Source organism: Paracoccus yeei ATCC BAA-599 (genome assembly GCF_000622145.1).
Classification (GTDB): Bacteria; Pseudomonadota; Alphaproteobacteria; order Rhodobacterales; family Rhodobacteraceae; genus Paracoccus; species Paracoccus yeei.
Window position 1 is genome coordinate 1 of sequence record NZ_JHWH01000028.1, and the last position, 23197, is coordinate 23197.

Below are 23197 nucleotides of genomic sequence, written 5' to 3' on the forward strand. Positions count from 1 at the left end.
CTTCGATGACGCGTGGCAACTGGTTTGTGCCGTTGAGCTTGCGCGACTTCTTCGATGCGGCCCGGACCAGGGTGAAGACCATCAGCTTCGCGGTCTTCTGCGACAGTGCGCCCTTGGTGCGGACGGTTCGGTGTCGGACGGTGGCGAAGACGCTTTCGATCAGGTTCGAGGTGCGCAGATGCTCCCAGTGCTCGGCGGGGAAGTCGTGAAAGGCCAGCAAGGCCTCGTTGTCCCTGGTCAGACAGGTCACGCCACGCTGGTATTTGGCGGCATATTCATCCTTGAAGTCTCGATGGCCGCCAACGCCGCAGCGCGGGTTTGGGCATGAGAGATCTCGCGCAGATCGGCGGTGACAGCGGGCTGCATGGACTTGAGGAAGCAATTGAGCACATTCGCCATCTTGTGAAACCAACACCGTTGATGGCGAGTGCTGGGGAAGATCTCATCCATGGCCTTCCAAAAGCCCAGGGCACCATCGCCACCGGCCCGTTCGGGCGGCACGGCAAGGCCGCGAGACTTGAGACCGACCCGCAGTTCGCGCCAGCTTTGCGCGCTTTCGCGCACCCCGACCTGGAATCCCACGAGTTCCTTCTTTCCTTCGGGTGTGGCCCCGAGGATCACCCGCATGCACTCGGCTTGCGGTTCCATCCGGGCCTGAAGGTAGACGCCGTCGGCGCGGATGGAGACAGAGCGACGCGACGAAAGGTCGCGGCGCTGCCAGCGGTCGTAGTCCTCCTGCCAGCTTGCTGTCAGTTGCGCTTACACCGGGTGACAGGTTCGGCGCGTCCGGTCCCAGCAGCGCCGTCAGCGCTTCCTGAAAGTCCCCGGTCGAAACGCCGCGCAGGTAAAGCACCAGCAGCAGCGCATCAAGGCTACTCGAGCGTCGGGCCCAATGAGGCAGAATGTTCGAGGTAAAGCGGATCTTCCTGTCAACCGGCACCTCGGCGCGGTCGCGGACCTTGTGCCGCTTCACGGCGAGCGGCCCGATCCCGGTCTGGATCATCCGCTCCGGCCCGGTCCCGTGATGGACGACGCGCTGACGGCCATCGGGCAGAAGATCATCGTTGAATTGGGCGACAAAGTTTGCAGCCTTGGCCTTCAGCGCGGCGGCCAGCATCTGGCCTGCGCCCTCACGGGCAACCTCGGTCAGCGGCTCAAGGATCAAACCAGGCTGGTGAGGCGGGGTGATCGTGGTATCGTCCTTCATGGCGTATCGCTCCTGCGGGAGGTTCTGGCAGGCTCACACACCCGCCACGATACGCCGCCTTCTCAGGTCCCATCACCCATTTTTAGCCATAGCCCGGTGGCGAAGAACTCCGGGCCGTGGTCGGAGCGGACGTGCTCAGGCACGCCGCGCAGGATGAAGAGATCGGACAGGACGTCGATGACGTCGGTGGAGTTGAGCTTGCGATCGATGCGGATTGCAAGCGCCTCATCCGCAATGGTGCCCGGGGCAGGTTCTTCAATGTCGTCGATCTGGTGAACAGGCTGGAGGCCGAAGCCCGTGCAGGACGGGCGGGCCGGCTTGCGGAACATCTGATGCGGCTCGACTTCGTCGTCCTCGATGAACTCGGATACCTCCCAATCGCGCAGTCCGGCGGCCAGTTGGGTCGTCGGGAAAACGATCCGGTGGGGGCTGTAGAAGAAGTGCCATCCCTCTGCTTCACTGTGCCTATTGGTGGACAAGAGGTTACAATGCTGGGTCGGAAGGAGCGCGGGCAGCTGGAGCTTTTCATCACCGGGTCACTCCGGAGCCTGATCCCTGACGACCATGTGCTGGTGAGGGTTGATCAGGTTCTCGATCTCGAGTGGCTGCGTGCTGAAGTGGGTGCTCTCTCTTGCGCCGACAACGGCCGCCCCGGCATCGACCCCGAGGTCGCTGTGCGCCTGATGCTGGCCGGCTTTCTTCTCGGGATCGTCCATGACCGGCGCCTGATGAGGGAAGCGCAAGTCAATCTCGCGATCCGCTGGTTCGTCGGTCACGCCTTGCACGAAGCGCTGCCGGATCACTCCTCGCTGACGCGCATCCGTCAGCGTTGGGGCGAGGACGTCTTCCGCCGGATCTTCACGCGAGTCGTGCGCCAATGCCAGCAAGCCGGGATGGTTTCAGCCGAGACCGTCCACATCGACGCAAGCCTGATCCGGGCGAATGTCAGTATGGATGCGCCGGTGACGCGCCATCTGGATGCGGTCGAGGCAGCCCACGACGCAGCCGAGGCCGACCACACGGCGCGGGACGCGTGCAGGAGCGGCAGGTTCAAGACGCTCTGCCGCACGGATCCGGACGCCACCATGGCGACATCCTCCAGTGCCCCGCTGCGCCCGGCCTGCAAGCAGCACACGGCGGTTGATGACCTGGCAGGCGTCGTCGTCGATGGAGAGATCGTGACCGGCGAGGAGCATGACACGGGCCGGATCGACGAGCGCCTCGACGCCATCGAAGTGACCCTCGGGGTTACCCTGGACCGGATCACGGCGGACACGATTTATGGGGTGGGACGGGTCTTCGCCGCCCTTGAGGACCGCCAGATCGAAGCCGTCATCCCGCCTCTTCGCTCTCCCCGCCGCAAAGGGGCGCAGGGATTGCCCACCGAGCGGTTCAAGTATGATCCTCAAAACAACGTGGCCCGATGTCCGGCGAAGAAGCGGCTGACCCCTCGCAACAGCATCAAATCCGGAAAGTGGTATCGTGCGGACCGGCGCGATTGCACACGCTGTCCCCTCAAGGCGCAATGCCTGCCCCGGGGCGCCACATCTCGCCGGGTGCATATCGTAACCAACCATGCGGCCATCCTGCGCGCCCGGCGCAAACGCGCGGCATCGGGTGACGATGAACACGCGATCCATACGCGCCACCGTTGGCGGGTCGAAGGCGCGCACGGCACGGCCAAGACGCTCCACGGACTTGCCAGGGCCATCCGCAGAGGGCTCGAAAACATGAAGATCCAGGCCCTCCTGACGGCCGTGGCAATGAACCTCAAGAAGCTGGCGGCAGCCCTGCAGTTCATCAGGTCAATCATTGAAAATCGGACCCCGCCCCAGATCCCAGCAGCAGCATGAAACGACCTCTTCAACAGCCCCGGGGGGAGCTTTTTCTGATCCTCCTCCATCCATCTGGTCAGCAAGCTCTACGAGCAGACTTCCGTCATCGTCACCACCAACCTGGCATTCGAGGAGTGGCCGACCGTCTTCGAAGACGCGAAGAAGACCACCGCGCTGCTCGACCGTCTCACCCACCACTGCAACATCGTCGAGACCGGCAACGACAGCTGGCGCATCAAACCCGAGCCTGAACGCCCTTCGAAACGCAGGCCCGCGTCGGCTGCGCCAGTTGGAAAGCTACGCCGCCACGGGCCTGTTCACCCGGTCACCAGTGGGGCCCTTTTGGGCGCCGATCGGGAGGCACGTTTGGATGCCGATTGACAGCAACGCCCTTGGTCCAGGTCGAACCTACCCGCGCAACAGCGTCAAAGCAGTCGAGAAGCGGCTGCTTGGGGAGGTCTGGTCTGTTTGCGACAGTATAAGGTATCTCTTGATGAGCTTTTCCATGTTCTCAGCCTTGGCGAGCGCCGCAGGATCGCTTGTCCCGATCATTCGTTCTGCCCGGTTTTTGATTTCCTGCAGCTGCCGATCTACCGGAAGTTGAGAAAAAGAGTCCGGAAGACCAAAAGCTCCCTCAAACACCGTCCGGAGCGCTGTTGAACTGAGGATAGAGTACCACTTGGTGTTCTCGCTTGAATCTGACGAAACCAGCCGAGGAAGCTCACGCTGTGCGTTAAGCGCCAGTTCCAGTTCCTCATGGCTTTCGCCTATGCTTTTTTCGAAGGATCGTGTCAGATAGAGTGTACTCACAGCCTGAACATCAACCTTCTGACTTGATGCCTCGCTGCCGAATTTGAAGGCTTGATTAAGCTCAAGATAGCGCTTATCCGTAAGACGGTTTACAATGCTTTTCTTGTCATCTGGGTCGGCCTCCATCACCTTCTTGATGAAGGCTCGGTTTCTTATGTCGCCATCTAGGCCAAATGCGCGCAATGCAACTTTCAAAAGCTTGTAGTCGGAAACCAGATCGTCGACATTCTCGACTTTTGCCATATTCTTTGCAAAGTAATCGCGTGAAGACTGGATTTCAGTGCTTTTTTCGAAAGCGGCACGCTGACGGTCTGCGGTCCGCTCCAGTATCTTCCAACCAAGATATCCTCCGCTGCCCAATTGGACGTTATATGTCATGGTGAGAGGATGCCATGATTCGCGCCTCACGAGGGAGAAGAGTCCGGAGCCGCTTGAGCGCGTGGTAATAATTATTTTGGAGAACGAAGGCCGTCGCGTGGGACAATGCCAAATGGCTATCTTTATCGTTCAACGCATGAGACAGTTGTTCGATGGCGCGTAGGAGTTGCCTCCGTCCGTCAGATTCAGACGCATCTCCGGTAAGAACAAGCTGCGCAATATAGCATGCTCGCGCGACGGGAGTGCATGCGTCGTTTGGGTGGATTGCGTCCCGCAAGCGAAGGATGTTCGCATTGGGGGTCTTGATCGAAATTTTCGAGCGCCTGTCCCCGTTCTCTATGACGGCGCCATTGATAAGAACGCGTTCGTTTGGCGCGAGCTTCAGGACAAGCCCGCTCATCTTTCACCCCCCGCACGCAGTCCTCTCATCACGGACATGTTGATGTCGATCAGAACCTTCGTGGTAGCCTTTCCTGCCATAGCTTTCTGACCATGGCGCAGCGAAAAGAACGCTAGTGACAAGAGGCCGGCTTTGACATCATCAGGCAAGGCGTTGTCCGGATGAGCCAAATCCGACGCTAGCAAGATCCATAGTTCGTTATTCCTGGCAACGGCTGAAATGGCCTCAGGGGTTTGACAGTTGCTATCTGCTTGACGCATTATGCGCGTTACGCGCGACAAAGCGTCATATTCGGTATCACGAGGGCTGCGCAGAGCCTGATTACCATAGGCGTGATCAGAGAAGGGGCTGACGGCGTTCAAGATCGTGTTTCCCGATTATCCAGAAATTCTTTTCAAGGAAGATGGGGCGCCTTGCGGCGCCCCGTTTCGACTTAACCGCGGAACAGCGACAGGATCGACGAGGGCGCCTGGTTGGCGATCGAGAGTGCCTGGATGCCCAGCTGCTGCTGGGTTTGCAGCGCCTGCAGGCGGGCCGATGCCTCCTCCATGTCCGCATCCACAAGCGAGCCGATGCCCGACGTCAGGTTGTCGGACAACTTGCTGATGAAGTTGGTCTGGTTTTCGATCTGGTTCTGAGCCAAACCAAAGTTGGCGGCAGCCTTGGTTGCGGTTGCGATCAGCCCTTCCATGCTGGCCAAGGCAGCAGCCGCGTTTGCGTCCGAGGTGACCGAAAGCCCGTTCAGCGCGGAAAGCCCGCCGCCCGAGGCAGCCGTGCCGCCGGTCGCTGTCGTCGCGGTGACGTTTACGGCGGCAGCGCTATCATTGGTGAAGCGGATGCGGTTATCCGACACAGACACCGAGTAGCTCGACAGGCCATTCTGCTGCAGATAAGCCGACATCTGGTTACCCAGTTTCGTGGCTACATCCTCGGCGCTGTCGTTGGCACCGGCGACATACTCGAACGTACCCGTGCCGCTGGTGGCGCCAGGCAGGGGCATCGCGATGCGATAGCTGTAACCCGCACCAACTGTTCCGATGCTGATGTTCTGGGTTGCCCCGGCCGCGACGGCCGCCGCGCTGCCCGCCGCTGTACCACCGTTGTTGATAATCGCAGTCGTGGTGATCGCAGTGGCACCGAAGGTCGCGGCAGTAGACCCCGACATACTGAGGTTTTGCCGCTCTACGGAGATTTTCGACGCGCTTACCCCGGCAGCCGAGCGATCAAGCGACGAGACAACCTCGTAGTCAGCCGTGGAACTTCCGTCGATCAGGTTCACACCGTTGAATTGGGCAGTCTTCAGAACGCCCCTGATGGACGAAACGTAGCCGTCGATGTCCGCCTGCAGGGTAGCCCGATCATTTGCACTGGCGGTTTGCGCCGTCAGCACCTTGCTCTTGATCTTGTCAAGAGCCTCGCTGATGTCCTCGACGGCAGAGCGAGCGGTCGCGACAGTCGAGTTGGCGGTATTCAGGCCGGTCGAAATGGTCTTGATGGCGCTGGTATCGGACTCCATCGTTTTTGCGATGGACCAGATGGCAGCATTATCCTTGGCCGTGCTGATCGCCTTTCCGGTCGAAATTTCACTTTGCGTCTTGCTCAGCCCGGAGTTGATGGTCTTGAGCGTTTGCAGCGCAACCATCGCCGAGTTGTTGGTCAGAATGCTGGACATGTCTTTAACTCCATTAAATGGGGATTTTTCCCCTGTTCAGATGATGGCCTTCTGACCGGCGGGAATTTCCCGGTGCCTCTGAGCACGAGTCGGGTTTATCCGACAGGGGTGAATAAAGCGTGAATTGGCATCACTGCTCAACGGATTAAAGATTTCACTTTTAATCAAAACCGCCCGATGACTGTTCCGGGCGTGTTTCGCTGCGTCCGTGCGCCATCCCGATCATAAATATCCAAGCCGCGGGCTAACCGCATCAGCTCGCGCAATTGCTCACGCGCGCTGGCAACGCCGTCGCGCGCGGCGCCAGACAAGCCAATGATTCTGTTCAATTCGGCTGCGATGCGCTTGCGTTCGGATGGAAGAGGCGGGTTTTCTACAATGGCCGCTTCGAAACGGCCCAGCATCTGGGCCGCATGGTCGGGGCGAAAGGTCTCGATCGCCTGCCGGGCCTGCGTCAAAAGTTCAAGATGTTGGCTCATCCCGCTGCTCCTGTCCGCTCACCCAGGCCCAGATCGATTCGTTTCGCAAGGGCCGAGGCGTAGGTTTCAGTCAGCATGCTGGAGAACTGCTCCTCTCCGATGCCGCCGCCGAACCCGCCCTCCATGGGTTTCGGGCCTGCGTATTTCAGCATTTCGGAAAGAAAGGCCTTTTCCAGACCCTCTGTCACCTTGGCTTGGACCGTATCGATCCTGCTGTGAGTTGGGCTGTCAGGTGCAACCTGCATGGGTAATCTCCTAAAAATCGCGACATCAGATTGCTTTTAATGGCCTGCGGTAAATATTCGGTAACCGGATGATGCTAGGACCAAGGACGTAAAGCTCAGGAACGATTCATGCCCGTGTCCCCGATTGAAGCCACCCAGCGACCTGTTTCATCATGCAACCTTCGGCCTTGCCAAGCGGCGGAAGCCGGTGATCGGTTTGAAGACCTTCTGGACAGTCAGGATGTCCCGACCGCTTCCGAACTGCCGCAGAAAACCCAAGCCGAGCCGGAACACGAGGATGAGGAGGATGACAGCGCTCAAGACCCGGACGTTGATCCGGCCTTCGTGCCACCCGATGACCTGAAGATACAGACATGCCGCTTGGCCGGAGAGGATGTATCAGTGTCGCTGGATGCCTTGTCTGGAGAGACCGGCGAGAGCGGGGAAATCTTGGAATGCGACGCCGGTTCAGGCGCTGCCGACATTCTCGTGCTTTCTCTTGGTGCAAAATCCCAATCAAGCGCAAGAATTTCTGAAGATAACGCGACGGTGCCGGACAACGGGACACCAAAGACCGATGCAGCCTCCGGTTTCACGCCGCTCGATCCCATGTCCGCGGCGGCCGAAGCGCGGCCGCGGGAGGCCGTTGACCGACTATCCCCAGACTCCGTGGCTCCATCCGATCTGGCCCCGCCTGAGTCGCTTGAAGCAGCGGAAAGCCTGGAAGCGGCGGTCGAAGTCGTGCTTCACCAAGGTCGTGAGGTTCGGGCCGAGATGCGGGGAACCGCCGCGGCTCATCCACCCCACCCCACTGCTCCGCATGAGGTGACGCGGCAGATTGCCGACGCGGTTCGCAATTCTGACGAAACCCGGTTCGAGATCACCCTGACTCCCGAAGAACTGGGCAAGGTTCGCCTTGTCATCAGCCCCGGAGAGAGGCCGTCGGTTGCCGTCTATGCCGAAAACAGGGAAACGCTCGATCTTTTGCGGCGCAATGCCGACCTGCTGGACCGGGAACTGAGGGATGCTGGCCTTGGCGGAGCGGCGCTTTCCTTTGGCCAAGGCACGGCACAGGACGGCAATCCGCGTCACTCCGGCACCTCGTTCTCTGGGCACGATGCAGGATCCGTTCGGACCGAGGACAGCCCGCAAGGCCCACGCCCTTCGCAGGGCATCACCCTGCGCCAACTCGACATTCGCATCTGAAGGCACACCATGGTCACCAGCATTTCCGGCACAACCGCCGCCACAACATCCGCCGTCTCGGGCAAGAGCACCGGGTTTTCGGGTTCGGGCGGGGATTTCGAAACCTTCCTGCGGATGCTGACGACCCAGATCCAGAACCAGGACCCGTTGAACCCGATGGAGAGCACCGAATTCGCCGTCCAGCTGGCCACATTCTCGGGGGTAGAGCAGCAGGCACTGACCAACTCGCTGTTGAAAGAGATGCTGGGCAATTCGTCCGGCGGCACACTGGCGTCGGTCGCCGGCTGGATCGGCAAGGAGGTGCGGACGACCGGCCCGGTCCTGTTCGACGGAAGCCCCGTGACACTGGATATCGAGCCTGCAGCCGAGGCAGATGCTGTCAGCCTGGTGGTGCTGGACGCCCAGGGCAAGGAGGTGTCCCGAACCAGCATCGGCACGGGATCGGGCGAGGTCGACTGGCAGGGCCGGGGCGACGACGGTGCCCTGTTGGCGTCGGGCTTGTATCAGTTCCGGGTGGAATCCTCCAAGGGCGGGACTGTCCTGTCGACCGAGGATGCGGCAGCCTACGGCATGGTCACCGGGGCCAAGCTTGAGAATGGTGCGGCGCAGCTTGTCCTGGCGGGCGGCGCAACGGTCGCCGCCGAGGATGTCACCGGAATCCGCAATGCCGAAGTGTAAGATCAAACCTGCCACGGGCAGAGGCCGGCGCCTGCATCCGCCGCTTTCGCATGACGTGTCTTGCCCGCTTGCGCCAGCCGACGTCTTGACGGGTGCCGGTCTGGTGGCGTAGCCGGACGCAGGGGCGTGTAGCTCAACGGTCAGAGCAGGGCGCTCATAACGCCTTGGTTGGGGGTTCGAATCCCTCCACGCCTACCAATTCCCCGTTCGCAGTCGTTTGTAGTTGCTGCTTAGCTCTTGTTTTATGGGCTTTTCAGCAAAAAACCGGCTATATGGAATCTGTGCGAAACTAATCCTAGTGCAGCTTCATGGTATCGCCGGGGCAACGATACCACGTTCAGAACGGGGCAAAATACCATGGCACTCACAGACACCAAGATTCGCAACCTGAAGCCCAAAGAGAAGCCTTACCGGGTAACAGACGCTCATTCGCTCTATCTGCAGATCACGCCCAGCGGCGGGAAGCACTGGCGGTTCAACTACACACACCAAGGCAAGCAGAAGACCCTCGCCTTAGGCTCTTACCCTGTCGTCAGCCTGCTTGCCGCCCGCATGGAACGCGACAAGGCCAAAGCGCTGCTGGCGGAAGGCATTGATCCCAGCGCGGCCAAGAAGGCCGACTCCCCGGCTCAGTCACCTGCGGGCGAGACGTTCGAGTCTGTCGCGACACGCTGGTTCAAGGTGAACGAACGCAAATGGGTCGCAGCCTATGCGATGCGCCTGCGGGCCCGAATGGATCAAGACATCCTGCCGCATCTTGGCAGCAAGCCGGTTGCCAGCATCAGCCCGAAGGACGCGCTGGACACCATCCGCAAAATCGAGGCGCGCGGCGCGGTCGAGATGGCGCGGCGGGTAAACCAGATGGTTTCGCAGGTGTTTCGCTTCGCGGTTGGCGAGGGGATTATCCAGTCCGATCCGACACGCGATATTGGCAATGCACTGGCGCCCAAACCGGCCCCGAAACGCCGCAGCGCTATCCCTGCCGACGAGATCCCCGGATTCCTTGAGAAGGTCCGGGCCTATCGGGGCGAGCCTGCCGTGATATGCGGGCTGCAACTGGTAGCGCATACCGCCGTCAGGACGCAGGAGCTTCGCATGGCCGAATGGTCGGAATTCGAGGGGCTTAACGGCAAGGAACCGTTGTGGCGCATCCCTGCCGCAAAGATGAAAATGCGCCGCGACCATATCGTTCCGCTGAGCCGGCAGGCGGTTGCGGTCCTGAAGGCGCTGCGCGCCCTGACCGGGCATCAGAAATGGGTTTTCCTGTCGTCGGTTGATGGCGCGGGCAAGCCGATGAGCAACAATTCCATGCTCTTTGCAATGTATCGGATGGGCTGGCACAGTCGCGCGACGGTTCACGGTTTCCGGTCCAGCTTCTCGACATGGGCCAATGAACAGCAATTCAATCGAGACTGGATTGAGGTTCAGTTAGCGCATGTCGATGCCTCGATCCGGGGCATCTATAACAGCGCGCTACATCTGCCGCAGCGCCGCGAGATGATGCGCGAATGGTCGGATTATATAGACCCGCCCGGTCAGTTTGACGACATTCTGTAAAATTGAGAGTAATGGCGGGACGATTGTAGGGCGGGGATAGACTCCCGCCCTTTTTGCATGTCTAATACACCAGTAGTTTCAGTGACTTAAATCAACTTTTTGTTGACTGGTTAAGGACAGAGACTGCGCCCGTAACGAAAAACCCCCGCTGCATATGGCCGGCAAGCCGCAACGGGGGTCCATCAGAAAGATGAACCATGGATAACATGCACGCGGCTGCGCCGCAATACGCGCTCGACGACGAATCGCTGGATCTGCTTGGGACTGATCCCATCCCGTTCCCTTCCGACAATCGTGCTGTCGCGCTTGATCTTGCGGCGCGCGGCCTTGCGGTTTTCCCGATCCGGGATTGGGGCGATGGGGATGGATGGAAGCCGATAGGCGCCTTCCCTGAAAAGGCCAGCAGCGACCGCGGCCAGGTCTCCGCATGGTGGCGTAAATGGCCCGATGCCCGAGTCGGGCTGCTGACCGGCGCCCGCAACGGTATCACCGTGCTGGACGTGGATGCGAAAAACGGGAAGGACGGGACGGAAACGCTTGCCGATCTTGGTTTTCCTGACCTGTCGTCAGTGTCGCCTTGTCGCGTCCGAACGCCATCAGGGGGCTGGCACCTGGTTCTCGACTATGATTCCGACATCAAGAACAGCGTCAGCAAGATAGGTTCCGGCCTGGACTTTAAGAACGATCGGGGATTCATCGTCGCGCCGGGCAGCTTCAAGGATGGCGCGCGCTATGTCCCCGAGGGCGAGACGCTGCGGCGTGATTCCCGGTTGCCGCCGATACCTGCCGCTCTGAAAAGCCGTGCGCCCCAGCATGAACCTTTCGAGGACTTGTTGGGCAGATCATCCGTTCCCCTGGTTGTGGCATCCCATCAGCAGCGTGAATGGGCTCAAGAGAGATTGACCGAACTGGCTGAGAACGTTGCAGCCGCACCCGAGGGGCAGCGACACGACACGCTAAACAGCGTTGCCCTGCTTTGCGGGGGGTATGGCGCGCATGGCGCGCTCACCCAAGGCGAGGCAAAGGCCGCGCTGATACCTGCCGCTCTGGCCTGCGGGTTGTCTGAACGCGAGGCCCGCAGGACGTTCGAATCGGCATGGGCCGATGGGCTCAAGAAGCCCGTGGACTTGCCCGGCGATTGTGAAGATTGGTTCTCAGATGAAGGTCCAAAAGATGAGAAAAACGAATCTGCTAGCCAATCTAAAAAGTCAAAGGCGTTCACCTTTGAATGGTTCCATGAGGCCGAACTGCCTGAGTCCAGCCCTTTCCTGATTGAGGGGCTGTTAGATCAAGGGACAGCCAGTGTCGTTTATGGCCCCAGCAACGCGGGCAAGACGTTTTTCACCCTCGATCTATGCCACGCCCTGGCGAACGCTGGTTGCGGGGCAACATGGCAGGGACGCGCAATTGAGCGAACAGCGGTCCTTTATATGGCGCTGGAAGGCGGCAGCAAGTTCACCCTGCGCCTGAAAGCCCTGCAACGGGCGTTCGGTGACGGGGGTAAGATTCCCTTTGCCTATCGGCGCGGCGGTGCAAACCTGCTGCACAAGGACGACAAGGGCGATGTCAAAGCGATCATCAACATGGCGAAGGCCATGCAGTCTGATGCTGTCGCGGCGGGGCTGCCTCTGTTGATCGTCATTGACACTTTGTCCCGCGCTCTAAGCGGTGGTGACGAGAATGCCCCTACAGACATGACGGCATTTGTCGGGAATGTTGACCGCATCCGCGAAGCAACCGAAGCACATGTGATGGTGGTGCATCATACCGGTAAGGACATCGCCAAGGGGATGCGCGGCCACTCCTCGCTTGTCGCGGCGATTGACAGCGAGATTGAGGTGATCCGACCGGATGCGGGCAGCGTGGTGCAGGTGACTGTCGGAAAGCAGCGTGACCACAAGTCAGATTATCCTTTCGGCAATTTCCAAATCAAAGAGGTTGCGCTTGGAGTCGACGTGCACGGCAAGGAACTGTCTTCCGCCGTTGCTGACTGGGGCGTGTCGCAAGAGCGTGTCGCACCCATTGAACTGACAAAGAAGCAAGAGCGTGTCGTAGAAATCTTCCGCACTACGAACGGCGGACAGGCAGTCGAACGGGAAGCGCTTATTGCGGCCTGCCTGAATGAGGATGTGTCTGAGGCGAAAGACCCCAAAGACCGCCGGAAGGGCGTGACAAGCATCCTTGGGGCATTGGTGAACAAAAACGCCCTGGCGCTGAAAGATGGTTCATATCGCATTTACTCGCCTGGCGACGATCTGGGCTTTGATGATCTGGGCGACGAGCCATCCGGGGGAACAGGGGAACACGGGGGAACACGGGGGGAATGTTCCCCTGCTGGCATGGCGTCGGCAGGGGGAAGGAACGGAACGCGCCCTATAGGGCGTTCCCTGTTCCCCTACGACGCGGCGGAATTAGACGACGATTTGTTGTGAGGATCGAAAATGCTCTCAGATCAAATGGAGGCGCTAATTCGCTCAGGATCGAAAATGCATCTGTCGCAATCTTTTTGGGTCCTTCCCCCCTACCGGCGCCATGCGGGGCGCGCCGAACCGCCATGTGTCTCACTTCACAAATTTTCTGGAATAAGGATTTCTGCGAAATGGATCTGAGCGCATTTTACGATGAGGACGATTTTGACGACATCCTGGGTAGGTCCAGCACGGCAAAATCGAAATCGCGCAAAAGTTCGTCGCGGAATACCACCGCAGCGCCGCGAGAAGGCACCGCTGGCGGGCAAGTCGAAAATTTTCAGGACATACCAGCCGGAAAGCCTGAAGCGCCTCCTGGGACGATCCACGAAAGCGAACTTGCGGCGCTTCTGGGCATCAGCCGCCAGGCCGTGGGCGAGAAAGTCCGTTCAGGAATTTTGACGCGCACGGCGCGCGCAACTTTCGCCTATCCCGAGGCTGTCACCGCCTATTGCGCTCATTTGCGAGAACATGCTGGACGTGCCGGGCGTCCATCGACGGGCAGTGATGAATTGAAGGCAGAACGCACGCGCCTGGCGAAAGAACAAGCCGACGCGACTGCGCTTAAAAACGCCCAGCTTCGCAGTGAATTGGTGCCTGTCACTGACACATTGCGAGAATGGCAGGCTGTCTTGCGTGATATTCGGGCGGCAATGCTCGCTGTCCCGTCCCGCTACGCGGCATCACAGCCGCACCTGACCCCGCATGACGTGGAAGCCCTGACTTTGGAAATCAAACGCGCTTTGGAAGGGCTGGCAGATGGGAACGATTGAGAAATTGCGCCACGATGCTTTGCAGGTGCTGCGCCCGCCGCCGTCAATTCCGCTGTCGGAATGGTGCGAGACGAATATCACGATCCCGCAAACGTCCAGCGCCACGCCTGGAAAAATGCGGCTCTGGAAATTCCAGCAAGGCATTGCCGATGCGATGACCGATCCTGGAATTAATGAGATTGTTATACAGAAATCCGCGCGAGTAGGTTTCAGCCAGCTGCTGATGGGCTTCATCGCTCACACGGTTGCAATAAATCCATGCCCGATCTTGGTCACTCAGCCGACCACGGACGACGCGCGTGCATTTTCCGTGGATACGGAGGCATTGTTTGAGGCCAGCCCGTCATTGCGTGGCTTAATCAGCGACGGTGCTGACGACACAGGCCGCTCGACTCTCATGCGGCGCTTGTTCGCGGGCGGCAGTCTCGAATTTCTGTCAGCATCGAGTCCCCGGTCCTTCCGTAGGAAGTTGGGGAAGATCGCTATTGCCGATGAAATAGCGGCTTATGAAATGAGTGATGAGGGCTCTATCCTCGATCTGCTGCGCATGAGGACTCAGACCTTCCGCGACAGGACGCTGGTATTTGGCGGCACGCCTATTTTTAAGGGTGATGCCGTTTGCGCCATGTATGAGGACTCCGACCAACGGATTTATGAGGTGCAATGCGTGGAATGCCGCGACTTCGCCCAGATCGAATGGAAGGACCTGCATTTCAGCAAAGACGATCTATCTGCGGGCGTGAATTGGTGCTGCCCAAATTGCGGTTGCCTGGTCCCTGAAAGCCGAAAAGCTGAAATGGTGGATAATGGCCGATGGCGCGCGACCAATCCCGAGAACAAGACCCGAGTCGGGTTCAAGCTGAACAGCCTCATATCCCCGCACTGGAACGCACGCTGGCAGGTGATTGTTGCTGAGTTCCTGAAGGCCAAGAGCGACCCTGCAGCCCTGCAAGCCTGGACGAACCTGCTGCTTGGCGAGGGCTGGGAAGCGACTGGACAAGGAGTCGATGAGTCAGCCCTGACCCTTGTGCCCGTGGGTCTGGACGCTATCCCTGATGGCGCGCTTTACCTAACAGGCGGATGCGATGTGCAAGCCGATCGCCTGGAACTGTCAACTGTCGCATGGGACTCGGAAGGCCGCGGCACGGTGCTGGCGCATGAAATCGTCTATGGCGATCCGCTGCAGAATGACGTTTGGGTTGCTCTGTCAGACCTGATCGCCCGCCGATTCAAGCACCCGCGCGGCGGCACGATTGGCTATGACAAGGTGCTGGTTGATGCCGGCGACGGCGTTCGCGCTGCCTCGATTCAATCCTTCTGCCGTGGCAGGGCGCCGCAGGTATTCCCCTCAAAAGGGGTTGCTGGATGGAAACAGCCGCCCGTGACGCTGGGCAAGGCCGCTGACAAGACAATCCGCCTGCAGCTGCTGGGCGTGGATGGGCTGAAAGATCGCGTGCACCGCATGGCGACGGCGGGAACGCTGCAATTCGCGGAAAGCCTGCCGCCGACCTATTGGGAACAACTGGCAGGCGAGGAAATCCGCGTGCGCTACAGCCGAGGTTACGCGATCCGCGAATGGCATCAGATCACTGGACGCAGATCGGAAGCCCTTGATTGCGCGGTGATGGCGCTGGCTGCAAAGCATCTGATTCACTGGAATCCAGATCGGCGGGCGGAAGAATTGGCTTCACCCGCCGCGCCGAAGAAAGCGCCAGCCGTCATTCGGAGTCGATGGTTGACGGGCGGTTAATCTCCGAGATTATCTTCTGAACGAAGATCTTCGATAGCAGCAGTTATATTCTTCAATTCCTCAAGGAGTTCATCGAGTTTATTAACAATGTCGTCTTTCGCGCTCTCGATAGCTTCCTTCAGATCATCATTTGCCATGATTTACCCTCTCCACGCTCTGGCCCGTTCAGCCTGCCACGCCGCCGCGCAACCTCAAAGCGATTCGTCGGCCTCAACCGACAGTCTCCGTCCGCCTTTCCATAAGAGAATCCACGGCCGAAGCCGCCCAATATGCAATCGTGGCTAGAAATTCATTGTCGCCCTGGTGCGCCGCATCCGCAATCTGTTGAGCCAACGGGCCGGTCTCGATGGAGTCGGCAGTGATAGCCGCTTGCATGGCAGCAATCGCAGCCGCTTCGCCTTTACCAGTCATTTTGGAATCCTCTTTGTCAGGGTGATTCCTAGATTGCATCGAGGCAATTATTTGTCAATTAATACAATTGGTTGTCTGTGAAACTGTTTGTTGATTAGCGAGCCTGGGCGACATGCGCTTGATGAGTCGGAACGACTGACGCCAGAGGCGCCACCATTCGCGCTTTTCATCTTCCCTGAGCCATTCAGGCGGTTTCATGGCAATCTCCTTTCACTGAATCGAAACGCCCCTCGGGTCCGTAACCTCCGAGGGGCGTTCCTGCTGCCTATGCGGTTCGGAGGACGTGATGTCGCCGCATCGGCAACCCTGGATCGGCCGATCGCCCGCCCGATCCCGCGTCAGAAAGGAGAATTCCCGGCTACCTACCAGGTGATTCCAACATAGGTGGAGCGAATACTATTGTAAAGTTGTTAGATGCACTTTATAAACGAATCCATAACACGCGGTTACCGACCGCAGCGAAACCTTTACCGAGGACGCCCTGATGCCCGAGATTGAACCGACTGACCCGCTGTTCACGCATCCCGAACCGCTCACGCATTTCCGCGCCAAGGACCTGGCGACCGCCTTGGCTCGCAGCGGCGTGCCCTACAGCACCTCGGCCGCGCGTATTCAGAACTATGCCAAGGCGAACCTGATCCACGTTCGCGGGCGGGTGGGCGAAGGGAAGAACTCACCCAATGTTTACGGCATTTCTGATGTGGCGGCGGCGCTGATGCTTTCCAGCCTTCAAGACCTTGGTGTCGCGGATCAGGAGGTTCTGAGTTACACGTCCTCGACCCTCTATCACTGGTATCTGGGACAGACGCCCCGCAGCTTCCATCCGATCCTTGCCGCACTCTCGGATACTCTGTGTGGGCATGAGTGGATGTTGCAACTGCGATTTTTGCGTCATACGCAAACGCAGGAACGCTATATCCTGCGCAACTTTGGCCGCATGACCGACGAACCATTCTGGCAGGGCTCGGAAAACACCAAGTCGCCGGAATGGGAACCCGTTGGGGATATTCTCATCAACAGCGGCTCGCTACACGCCCTTGCCCGTCTGATCGAACCGCCCAAGGGCGCGAACTGAGGCTGGCGCGCATGGGCATCCTGTCCCGGATCCTGAACCGCGCCCCTGCCGCGCCTGCTGTCCAGACTCGACGCTTCGACGGCGCGACGGGCGGCCGGCGTGGCTTCGGCATGGGCACCTTCGGGCGGATCAATCCCGAGATCGCCGCAGCGGGCCCACAATTGCGCAGCCGCGCGGCCTATCTGGCGCAGAACAATCCTTGGGTTGCACACGCCGTTGCCAACTGGACGGGCGCGCTTGTGGGCTCTGGCATCATGCCCGTGTCGCGGCACCCCGACGCCGCTACCCGTGCCGCACTTAATGCCTATTTCCGCGACTGGACGGACTCTGCCGATGCCGAGGGGCGCACCGATTTCGAGGGACTGCAAACCTCGATCGCGCAAAGCCTTGTCGTCACTGGCGAGGGGCTGGCGCTGATCGTGGACTCGGACGAGGGGCCGAAGCTGCGCGTCCTGCCCGTCGAACTGCTGGACGAAAGCAAGACTGCTGATCTGTCGTCCGACCGCTTTATCTTCTCGGGCGTGGAGATGGACGGCAACGGGCGGCGGCTCGCATATCATATCCTGCCTGAGCGACCCGCCAGCGTCTTTGTCACCTATGCGCCCGCGCAGCGTATCGACGCGGCCAGCGTCCTGCATGTCGTGAAGCCTTCCGCACCCGGCCAGATCCGGGGCGCATCATGGCTGGCGCCGATCATCCTGAGCGCAAGCGACTTCGACCAATATGCCGATGCTCTGCTGATGAGCGCGAAAGTCGCGGCAATGCATTCGGGCTTTATCGTCAATATGAACGGTGCGGGCACCGATCCTTATGACGGGGCAGACACGCCCAGCATGGAACCAGGCACGTTGGTTCGTCTCGGGATGGGCGACGATGTTAAATTCAACAGTCCGGCCCAGCTTCAGCAGGCCGATGCTTTCCTGAAGCACAACCTGCGCCAGCTTGCAGCGGGGCTGGGGCTTCCTGATCATCTAGTTTCGGGCGATCTGTCAGGCGCAAATTATTCGTCCCTGCGGGCTGGCCTGCTGCCCTTCCGCCAGCGTGTCGAACAGATTCAATATGGTGTGCTGGTCCCGCAGTTTTTGGGGCCGATCTGGCGGGCGGTTATCGAGGATGGAGTCCTTTCCGGCCGGATTGACGCCCCAGACTTTGAACAGAACCCCCGCGCGTATCTGTCAGCCGACTGGTTGCCGCCGAAGCCCCTGCAAGTCGATCCTGCGAAGGACGTTGAGGCCACACGCGCCGAATTGGAGCTGGGCCTGACCAGCCGCCGCAAAGCCGTCGCTGAACGCGGCTGGGCGCTGGAAGACCTGGATGCCGAAATCGCTGCGGAAAGGCCTCTAGAACAAAAGGATTCCAAAGAGTGAACAATCCGGTTCTCACCCGTCACGCGACCTTCCTGGCGAATAGCTATAATCCCGAGGATCGCACCTTTACCGCGGTCATCGCCACGCCGACTCCGGTGATGCGCCGCGATGCTGCTGGCCCCTTTGCTGAGATTCTGCCGCCCGAGGCGTTCGACCTCACGGCGCAAACCTTGCCTGTCCTGGACTCGCACAACACCGCAAGCGTGCGGGCGATCCTTGGGCAAACCCTGTCCATCCGGCGCGAGGGTGACTCCATCGTCGCCGACATGCGCCTGTCGTCCGCCGAAGATGTTGCCCCGATCGGGCAGCGGATCGCGGATGGCACGCTGTCCGGTGTCTCGATCGGATACCGCGTTGCCGGATGGGCAACCCGCCGCGAGGCAGGCCAGCGGATCAAATCCGCTTCGCGCGTGCATCTCGCGGAGGTGACTCTAACCAGCAACCCCGCCGACCCCAACGCGGGCGTGCGACAAGCGAAGGAGGGCGGCATGCCCAAAGACGTCCAAGAGCAACAAGACGACCGCGCCGCGCTCATTGCCCGAGTCCGCGCCGCGCACAACCTGCCCGAGGAATGGGCGACTCGGATGGCGGAAGCCGAGGACGAACTGTCGGACGACGAAATCCGCGCCGATGGCCGGGAAACGGCTCTTGCCGCCCGTGCTGCCCGCCCGCAGGTGCAAATCCGGACCGCCACGCCGTCCAGTGAAGATCCTGCCGTGATCCGCGATCGTCAGGTTGATGCGCTTTCCGCACGCATGATGGGCACTGCTCCGGCTGATGCGGCCCGACCCTTCATGCAGATGGGGCTTCAGGACTTCGCCCGCGATGCGCTGGTTCGCGCCGGTCAATCCGTCGCCACGCTGGGGCGTGAAGAACTGCTGACGCGCGCCATGCATACGGTTTCCGACTTCCCGGAACTACTGACGGGCGCGGGCAATCGGGTATTGGCGAACGCCTATCAACAGGCGCAAAGCCCGCTGAAGCAGCTTGCCCGCCAGCGCACTGCCGCCGATTTTCGCCCCCTGTCGACTCTGAAGCTGGGCGAGTTCTCGGGCCTGCAGAAAGTCACCGAGGCCGGAGAAATCAAGTCGATAACCACGGGCGAGGCGAAGGAAAGCTACAGCCTCGAGACCTTTGGCGGCATTTTCAGCCTGAGCCGCAAGGCGATCATCAACGACGACCTGGGCGCCTTCGCCCGCTGGGGCGAGATGATGGGGCGCGCTGCTGCCGAGACCGAAACGGCGCAACTGTTGGGCCTGCTGCTGGCGAATGCGGGTGCGGGCGTGCTGCTGGATGATGGCCTGCCGCTGTTCCATGCCGATCACGGCAACGTCGCCACCACGCCCGGTCCGCTGGAACTGACAGCAACCGCCGATCCGCTGAGCGATGCCCGCCTTGCCCTGCGCAAGCAGAAGGGCTTGGACGGCGTGACTCCGGTCAACGTGGTGCCGAAATACCTGCTGGTGTCGCCCGAGAACGAAACCAATGCTGAGAAGATCCTGACCGCGATTCAGGCTGTTGCCACGGCTGACGTGAACGCGATGGCCGGCCGGCTGCAAGTTCTGGTGGAGCCGCGACTCACGGGCCTGGGTTGGTATGTCTTTGGTGATCCCGCCACCGCACCCGTGCTTGAATATGCTTACCTGTCCAGCGCGCAAGGGCCGCAACTGTCCAGCCGCGACGGCTGGGAAACGCTGGGCCGTGAGTTCCGCGTTGTCCTCGACTTCGGCGCAGGCGTCACCGATCACCGCGGCGCTTATCGCAATGCGGGGGCGTGATGCCCACTCGCCCCGGTCAGTCTCTGATCCCATCTGTCGATGACCTGCTGCTCTATCGCGCGGCTCTGCAGGATGCCCGGTTTTCGGGCGTCCGCACGGTGCGCGACTCGAATGGCGAGGAAGTCACCTATCGGTCGCAATCCGAAATCGAATTGGCGATCACGCGGCTTGATGCCGAGATCGCTCAACTGCAACGCGGGCGGTCCTCGCTGATCCGCATGCAAACCAGCAAAGGAATCCACTGATGGCACGAAACCATGTTCAGCCGGGACTCGTCCTGAGCATCCCCGCGCCTGCCGCTGTCCTGTCGGGTGGCGTTGTCGTGGCGGGCAATCTTGTCGGCATCGCGCAGGGTGATGCTGCTGCAGGTGAAACCGTTGATGTCGCCCTGACCGGCGTTTGGGAGATCCCCAAGACCGCAGCGGACTCGTTCGCTGTCGGCGATCGCGTGTTCTGGAACGCCTCGACCGGCCTTGCGACCTCGACTGTGGGCAGTAACGCCCGCGTTGGCACGGCTGCGGAAGCTGCTGCGGCCTCGACCGGCGCCGTTCGCGTGCGCCTGGTCCAACTGTAAGGAGTCATCCCATGGCTAAGATGTATGCAAAGCACCGCATCATCCTGCCCGATGGCAGTGAGATCGAGCCCCGCGCTGTGTTCGACGCCACGCCCCAGCAGGCCCGGCAATTCGATCACCTGAACGCCGCGCGCGCTGCGACCGAGGCCGAGATCAAGGCTGCTGAAGCCGCTCAGGCGAAAGCGGACGGACTGGCCTGAACAACACCTATCGTGACGCTTGCAGATGCCCCCCTTGCGGGGGCATTTTGCATTTGAGGGATCTTTGATTCAGGACTCTGACCCGTTCCCGATTTGCCTTGCTATGGTATCATCCATGGTATAGATCAACGTAACGGCTTGAACGGGCGTTGGTTGTTGGTCCCTCCACGCCTACCATCAACCACTTTGGGCCATAAATTGCCGGACAAAGTGTCCCGCAATTTATACCTGCGGGACACATGCCCCGCTTGAGTTGACCAACGTGAACTCGGTCTGATCCCAGAACCGGTGCCATGCCCCCGCCTCATTGAACCGATAGAACCCTGATTTTCACTCATGCGGCCCCGGCCGGAACAGCGTCCAGACCCTCTGGCGCGGTCAACCGGATGATGCGATGGATCGTGCAGGCCTCGTTGTGAAAGCAGTCACCCGCGCGGCGCTCGACTTCGAGCGGAGGATCATAGGGCTGGTCCAGATCAAACACATGCTCGACATAGCCGCAGGACAGGATCAAGATGTCGGCGGCGACTGGGTGGTCATGCGGATCGCTGTCAGGGCCGTCCGCTGCGGTAAAGCGATGCAAGACGCCCAGAGATGTGGCTGCGGAAATCTGAACAAGCGGGGCAAGTGGATTTGCCGAGCAACAACGGCATGATGCTGCGAACGAGGAGAAGACCATGGGCAGACGACCGCGCCGGAACCACAGCCCGGCATTCCAGGCGAAAGTGGGGGTAGTCGCGATCAAGGGCGAGAAGACCATGATCGAGCTTGCGCAGGGTTTCGACGTTCATCCGAACCAGATCACCTGGCGTCATCGTCCGCATTGTAGCAGGCATCTAACGCATTGAACCGGACGCCACGCAGATCAAAATGGTAATAGCCGCCGGGGTTGGTGATGCCGGTGATCGGCCGGAAGGTATCCCAGGACAGCCGAATTTTCGACGCTGCCCATCCAAACCGACCTCAAAGCACGATCCGGCCAGCCGCGGCGCTCCCTGCACAAAGGCCGCTTGGGAACATTGGTTCGCCAGAAAGGTTGATCGCAATCATCAGGAGGTAGACATGGCAGATGACCCCAAGACCCAGCGACAGGATCAATCGACCTATCCCGCCGACATGGAGGAGGAACGGCAGGAGCCCGACGGGCTGGGACACGACAAGCCCAAGCCTTCGGACGCGCCGCCCGCCACGACGACGGTCGCGAACCCGGCAAAGGTCGAGACCCCGGATTGATCTGGCCTCGGGCGCTCCAAGCTGGTGTGGAAGCGCCGACATCAACGGCCATCCCTTGCCGTGTGCAACCCGGCAGCATTGTGGAGGAAACGTATATTCCGCAGCCGCCGTCAACTTGCCGCGATGTTCCTTGCGCAGGCGATCATGTCAGGATCGGTCTTAAGCCAATGGATAAGAGGCAGCGAGACTGCAAGGCCTTGGCAGAGAACGCATCCTATTGGGCACAGAGCATGAACGGATTTAGGAAACCGCCTGAACCCGAGACGGAAAGCACGCAGACACGGAAAGTTCTTATGGGTTTTCCAAGCAGATGGCGACCCCGGGAGGGCTCGAACCCCCAACCTAGCGCTTAGAAGGCGCTTGCTCTATCCGGTTGAGCTACGGGGCCCTGTTTGCAAGGCGCGGGCCGTGGCCTGTCCCAAAGGGCGGCAGCGCATTTCTGAACGCCGCCGGGGACGATGTCAACCGGCGGCCAGCGTCAAGGTCATGAAGACGCTGTTCGGGTCCGGCCGGTAGTCCCCGAAAGGCGGGCATTCGGAAAATCCGGCACGCTCGTACAGGCGGCGCGCGGGGCGGAACATGGCCTGCGCCCCGGTCTCGAGGCTCAGGCGCGACAGGCCCTGGGCCCGGGCCTCGGCGATCAGCCCGTCCAGCAGCAGGCTGGCCAGGCCCCTGCCCCGTTCCTCGGCCAGGACATGCATCGACTTGATCTCGGCGTGATCGGGGCCGATGCGCTTGATCGCACCCATGCCGACAGGCCGGCCACCGTCGCGCAGGACCAGGAAGCGGATGGCGGGATCGACCAGATCCTCGCGCGGCAGCATGTGGATGGATTCGGGCGGGGTGTCTGCGTGCATGTCCCGGGTGTGGCGTTCGAACAGAAGCGTCAGGTCCGGGGCAAGCGGACTTTCCGCCGCAAGGGTCGGTTCGGGATGGTCGGTCATGGCGGTCTCCGGGGTGCCGAGGGACTGCTAACCCTCTGGCCAGCCGCATGCAAGCCGGCGAAAAAGGACATGGCCCGCCTGTTTCCCCCGGCAGCCGAAGATTGTCCGCCCCCTTCGCCCGCATGCGGAAAAGCGGCTTGGCCGGGACGGCTGCTGGCGAAACTTCCTCCGCCCCCGC

At 60.5% G+C, this 23197-nt stretch carries 25 protein-coding genes, 2 tRNA genes and 5 pseudogenes; 18 read left to right on the top strand and 14 right to left on the bottom strand.

Going from position 1 to position 23197, the window contains the following annotated elements; translation table 11 throughout:
* Together BU28_RS23260 and BU28_RS25975 are read right to left on the bottom strand one after the other, a co-directional pair.
* Nucleotides 1-1207 (bottom strand): annotated as a pseudogene (locus BU28_RS23260) (IS256 family transposase); the annotation flags it as partial.
* A gap of 98 nt (nucleotides 1208-1305) precedes the next feature.
* Nucleotides 1306-1434, bottom strand: a pseudogene (locus tag BU28_RS25975) (IS3 family transposase); the annotation flags it as partial.
* Here BU28_RS25975 and BU28_RS25980 point away from each other — a divergent pair.
* The 3 genes and pseudogenes from BU28_RS25980 to BU28_RS26640 form a co-directional block, all read left to right on the top strand.
* Nucleotides 1399-1608, top strand: a pseudogene (locus BU28_RS25980) (ATP-binding protein); the annotation flags it as partial. The pseudogenes BU28_RS25975 and BU28_RS25980 overlap by 36 nt on opposite strands.
* Nucleotides 1609-1695: 87 nt before the next feature.
* Nucleotides 1696-3060, top strand: coding sequence for an IS1182 family transposase (locus BU28_RS23265; protein ID WP_051578236.1), 1365 nt, complete (start codon nucleotides 1696-1698; stop codon nucleotides 3058-3060).
* 51 nt (nucleotides 3061-3111) lie between these two features.
* Nucleotides 3112-3282 (top strand): annotated as a pseudogene (locus tag BU28_RS26640) (ATP-binding protein); the annotation flags it as partial.
* A gap of 168 nt (nucleotides 3283-3450) precedes the next feature.
* Here BU28_RS26640 and BU28_RS0115315 read toward each other — a convergent pair.
* The 6 genes from BU28_RS0115315 to BU28_RS0115330 all read right to left on the bottom strand — a co-directional run bounded on the left by BU28_RS0115315 (nucleotide 3451) and on the right by BU28_RS0115330 (nucleotide 7026).
* Nucleotides 3451-4230, bottom strand: coding sequence for a DUF1217 domain-containing protein (locus BU28_RS0115315; RefSeq protein WP_028720254.1), 780 nt, complete (start codon nucleotides 4228-4230; stop codon nucleotides 3451-3453).
* The gene (gene flbT / locus BU28_RS24800; RefSeq protein ID WP_081791413.1) at nucleotides 4220-4630 is read right to left on the bottom strand and encodes a flagellar biosynthesis repressor FlbT; all 411 of its coding nucleotides are present in this window, start codon (nucleotides 4628-4630) and stop codon (nucleotides 4220-4222) included. Before flbT ends, BU28_RS0115315 begins: the two co-directional genes overlap by 11 nt.
* Nucleotides 4627-4992 (bottom strand): flagellar biosynthesis regulator FlaF, encoded by a 366-nt coding sequence (gene flaF, locus BU28_RS24805; protein WP_158212778.1) that lies wholly within the window; start codon nucleotides 4990-4992, stop codon nucleotides 4627-4629. The genes flbT and flaF overlap by 4 nt, the downstream gene beginning before the upstream one ends.
* 71 nt (nucleotides 4993-5063) lie before the next feature.
* The gene (locus BU28_RS26645; RefSeq protein WP_028720255.1) at nucleotides 5064-6302 is read right to left on the bottom strand and encodes a flagellin; all 1239 of its coding nucleotides are present in this window, start codon (nucleotides 6300-6302) and stop codon (nucleotides 5064-5066) included.
* A gap of 164 nt (nucleotides 6303-6466) precedes the next feature.
* Nucleotides 6467-6781 (bottom strand): restriction endonuclease subunit S domain-containing protein, encoded by a 315-nt coding sequence (locus BU28_RS23270; RefSeq protein ID WP_036763080.1) that lies wholly within the window; start codon nucleotides 6779-6781, stop codon nucleotides 6467-6469.
* Entirely contained in the window at nucleotides 6778-7026 is a 249-nt protein-coding gene (locus tag BU28_RS0115330; protein WP_028720256.1) for a rod-binding protein, read from the bottom strand. Before BU28_RS0115330 ends, BU28_RS23270 begins: the two co-directional genes overlap by 4 nt.
* Before the next feature lie 108 nt (nucleotides 7027-7134).
* Between BU28_RS0115330 and BU28_RS24810 the strand changes: the two genes are divergently transcribed.
* The 7 genes from BU28_RS24810 to BU28_RS0115375 all read left to right on the top strand — a co-directional run bounded on the left by BU28_RS24810 (nucleotide 7135) and on the right by BU28_RS0115375 (nucleotide 15437).
* Nucleotides 7135-8211 (top strand): flagellar hook-length control protein FliK, encoded by a 1077-nt coding sequence (locus BU28_RS24810; protein WP_081791415.1) that lies wholly within the window; start codon nucleotides 7135-7137, stop codon nucleotides 8209-8211.
* Nucleotides 8212-8220: 9 nt separating this feature from the next.
* On the top strand, nucleotides 8221-8889 hold the full coding sequence (locus BU28_RS0115345; RefSeq protein ID WP_028720258.1) for a flagellar hook capping FlgD N-terminal domain-containing protein: 669 nt from the start codon (nucleotides 8221-8223) through the stop codon (nucleotides 8887-8889).
* Between the two features lie 122 nt (nucleotides 8890-9011).
* Nucleotides 9012-9087: transfer RNA gene (locus tag BU28_RS0115350), tRNA-Ile, on the top strand.
* A 159-nt stretch (nucleotides 9088-9246) separates the two neighbouring features.
* Nucleotides 9247-10446: a tyrosine-type recombinase/integrase gene (locus BU28_RS0115355; RefSeq protein ID WP_028720259.1), complete on the top strand. Its 1200-nt coding sequence runs from the start codon at nucleotides 9247-9249 to the stop codon at nucleotides 10444-10446.
* 197 nt (nucleotides 10447-10643) lie between these two features.
* Entirely contained in the window at nucleotides 10644-12878 is a 2235-nt protein-coding gene (locus BU28_RS24260; RefSeq protein WP_051578239.1) for an AAA family ATPase, read from the top strand.
* A 167-nt stretch (nucleotides 12879-13045) separates the two neighbouring features.
* On the top strand, nucleotides 13046-13687 hold the full coding sequence (locus BU28_RS25560) for a hypothetical protein (RefSeq protein ID WP_143809698.1): 642 nt from the start codon (nucleotides 13046-13048) through the stop codon (nucleotides 13685-13687).
* Nucleotides 13674-15437, top strand: coding sequence for a phage terminase large subunit family protein (locus BU28_RS0115375; RefSeq protein ID WP_028720261.1), 1764 nt, complete (start codon nucleotides 13674-13676; stop codon nucleotides 15435-15437). The genes BU28_RS25560 and BU28_RS0115375 overlap by 14 nt, the downstream gene beginning before the upstream one ends.
* Here the strand turns inward: BU28_RS0115375 and BU28_RS25565 are convergent.
* From BU28_RS25565 to BU28_RS25570, 3 genes are all read right to left on the bottom strand, one after another.
* A complete protein-coding gene (locus BU28_RS25565; RefSeq protein ID WP_155992551.1) occupies nucleotides 15434-15574 on the bottom strand; it encodes a hypothetical protein in 141 nt (46 codons plus the stop codon). The genes BU28_RS0115375 and BU28_RS25565 overlap by 4 nt on opposite strands.
* 73 nt (nucleotides 15575-15647) lie before the next feature.
* Entirely contained in the window at nucleotides 15648-15848 is a 201-nt protein-coding gene (locus BU28_RS0115380) for a hypothetical protein (protein WP_028720262.1), read from the bottom strand.
* Between the two features lie 54 nt (nucleotides 15849-15902).
* Nucleotides 15903-16046, bottom strand: coding sequence for a hypothetical protein (locus tag BU28_RS25570; protein WP_155992553.1), 144 nt, complete (start codon nucleotides 16044-16046; stop codon nucleotides 15903-15905).
* Between the two features lie 286 nt (nucleotides 16047-16332).
* On the opposite strand from BU28_RS25570, the gene BU28_RS0115385 reads away from it, so the two are divergent.
* Genes BU28_RS0115385 through BU28_RS0115410 form a run of 6 tightly spaced genes read left to right on the top strand, consistent with a single transcriptional unit; the run spans nucleotide 16333 to nucleotide 20842 of the window.
* Complete coding sequence (locus BU28_RS0115385; protein WP_028720263.1) at nucleotides 16333-16923, top strand: hypothetical protein; 591 nt, start codon at nucleotides 16333-16335, stop codon at nucleotides 16921-16923.
* A gap of 11 nt (nucleotides 16924-16934) precedes the next feature.
* The gene (locus BU28_RS23280; protein WP_081791416.1) at nucleotides 16935-18290 is read left to right on the top strand and encodes a phage portal protein; all 1356 of its coding nucleotides are present in this window, start codon (nucleotides 16935-16937) and stop codon (nucleotides 18288-18290) included.
* Nucleotides 18287-20068, top strand: a complete 1782-nt coding sequence (locus tag BU28_RS0115395; protein WP_028720264.1) for a prohead protease/major capsid protein fusion protein — start codon at nucleotides 18287-18289, stop codon at nucleotides 20066-20068. Before BU28_RS23280 ends, BU28_RS0115395 begins: the two co-directional genes overlap by 4 nt.
* Nucleotides 20068-20313 carry a phage head-tail joining protein gene (locus tag BU28_RS0115400; RefSeq protein WP_036763082.1) on the top strand — a complete coding sequence of 82 codons (246 nt, stop codon included), beginning with the start codon at nucleotides 20068-20070 and terminating at the stop codon, nucleotides 20311-20313. Before BU28_RS0115395 ends, BU28_RS0115400 begins: the two co-directional genes overlap by 1 nt.
* Complete coding sequence (locus tag BU28_RS0115405; protein ID WP_028720266.1) at nucleotides 20313-20642, top strand: DUF2190 family protein; 330 nt, start codon at nucleotides 20313-20315, stop codon at nucleotides 20640-20642. Before BU28_RS0115400 ends, BU28_RS0115405 begins: the two co-directional genes overlap by 1 nt.
* Nucleotides 20643-20653: 11 nt before the next feature.
* On the top strand, nucleotides 20654-20842 hold the full coding sequence (locus BU28_RS0115410; protein ID WP_028720267.1) for a hypothetical protein: 189 nt from the start codon (nucleotides 20654-20656) through the stop codon (nucleotides 20840-20842).
* Between the two features lie 334 nt (nucleotides 20843-21176).
* Here the strand turns inward: BU28_RS0115410 and BU28_RS26415 are convergent, their stop codons facing one another.
* Nucleotides 21177-21425 (bottom strand): hypothetical protein, encoded by a 249-nt coding sequence (locus BU28_RS26415; protein ID WP_155992555.1) that lies wholly within the window; start codon nucleotides 21423-21425, stop codon nucleotides 21177-21179.
* A gap of 94 nt (nucleotides 21426-21519) precedes the next feature.
* Here BU28_RS26415 and BU28_RS26420 point away from each other — a divergent pair.
* Both BU28_RS26420 and BU28_RS25575 read left to right on the top strand, forming a co-directional pair.
* Nucleotides 21520-21654: pseudogene (locus BU28_RS26420) on the top strand (transposase); the annotation flags it as partial.
* Nucleotides 21655-21904: 250 nt separating this feature from the next.
* A complete protein-coding gene (locus BU28_RS25575; protein ID WP_155992557.1) occupies nucleotides 21905-22075 on the top strand; it encodes a hypothetical protein in 171 nt (56 codons plus the stop codon).
* Nucleotides 22076-22386: 311 nt separating this feature from the next.
* On the opposite strand, the gene BU28_RS0115425 is transcribed toward BU28_RS25575, so the two are convergent.
* Both BU28_RS0115425 and BU28_RS0115430 read right to left on the bottom strand, forming a co-directional pair.
* Nucleotides 22387-22463: transfer RNA gene (locus BU28_RS0115425), tRNA-Arg, on the bottom strand.
* A gap of 73 nt (nucleotides 22464-22536) precedes the next feature.
* Complete coding sequence (locus BU28_RS0115430; RefSeq protein ID WP_028720269.1) at nucleotides 22537-23019, bottom strand: GNAT family N-acetyltransferase; 483 nt, start codon at nucleotides 23017-23019, stop codon at nucleotides 22537-22539.
* Nucleotides 23020-23197 lie beyond the last annotated feature (178 nt).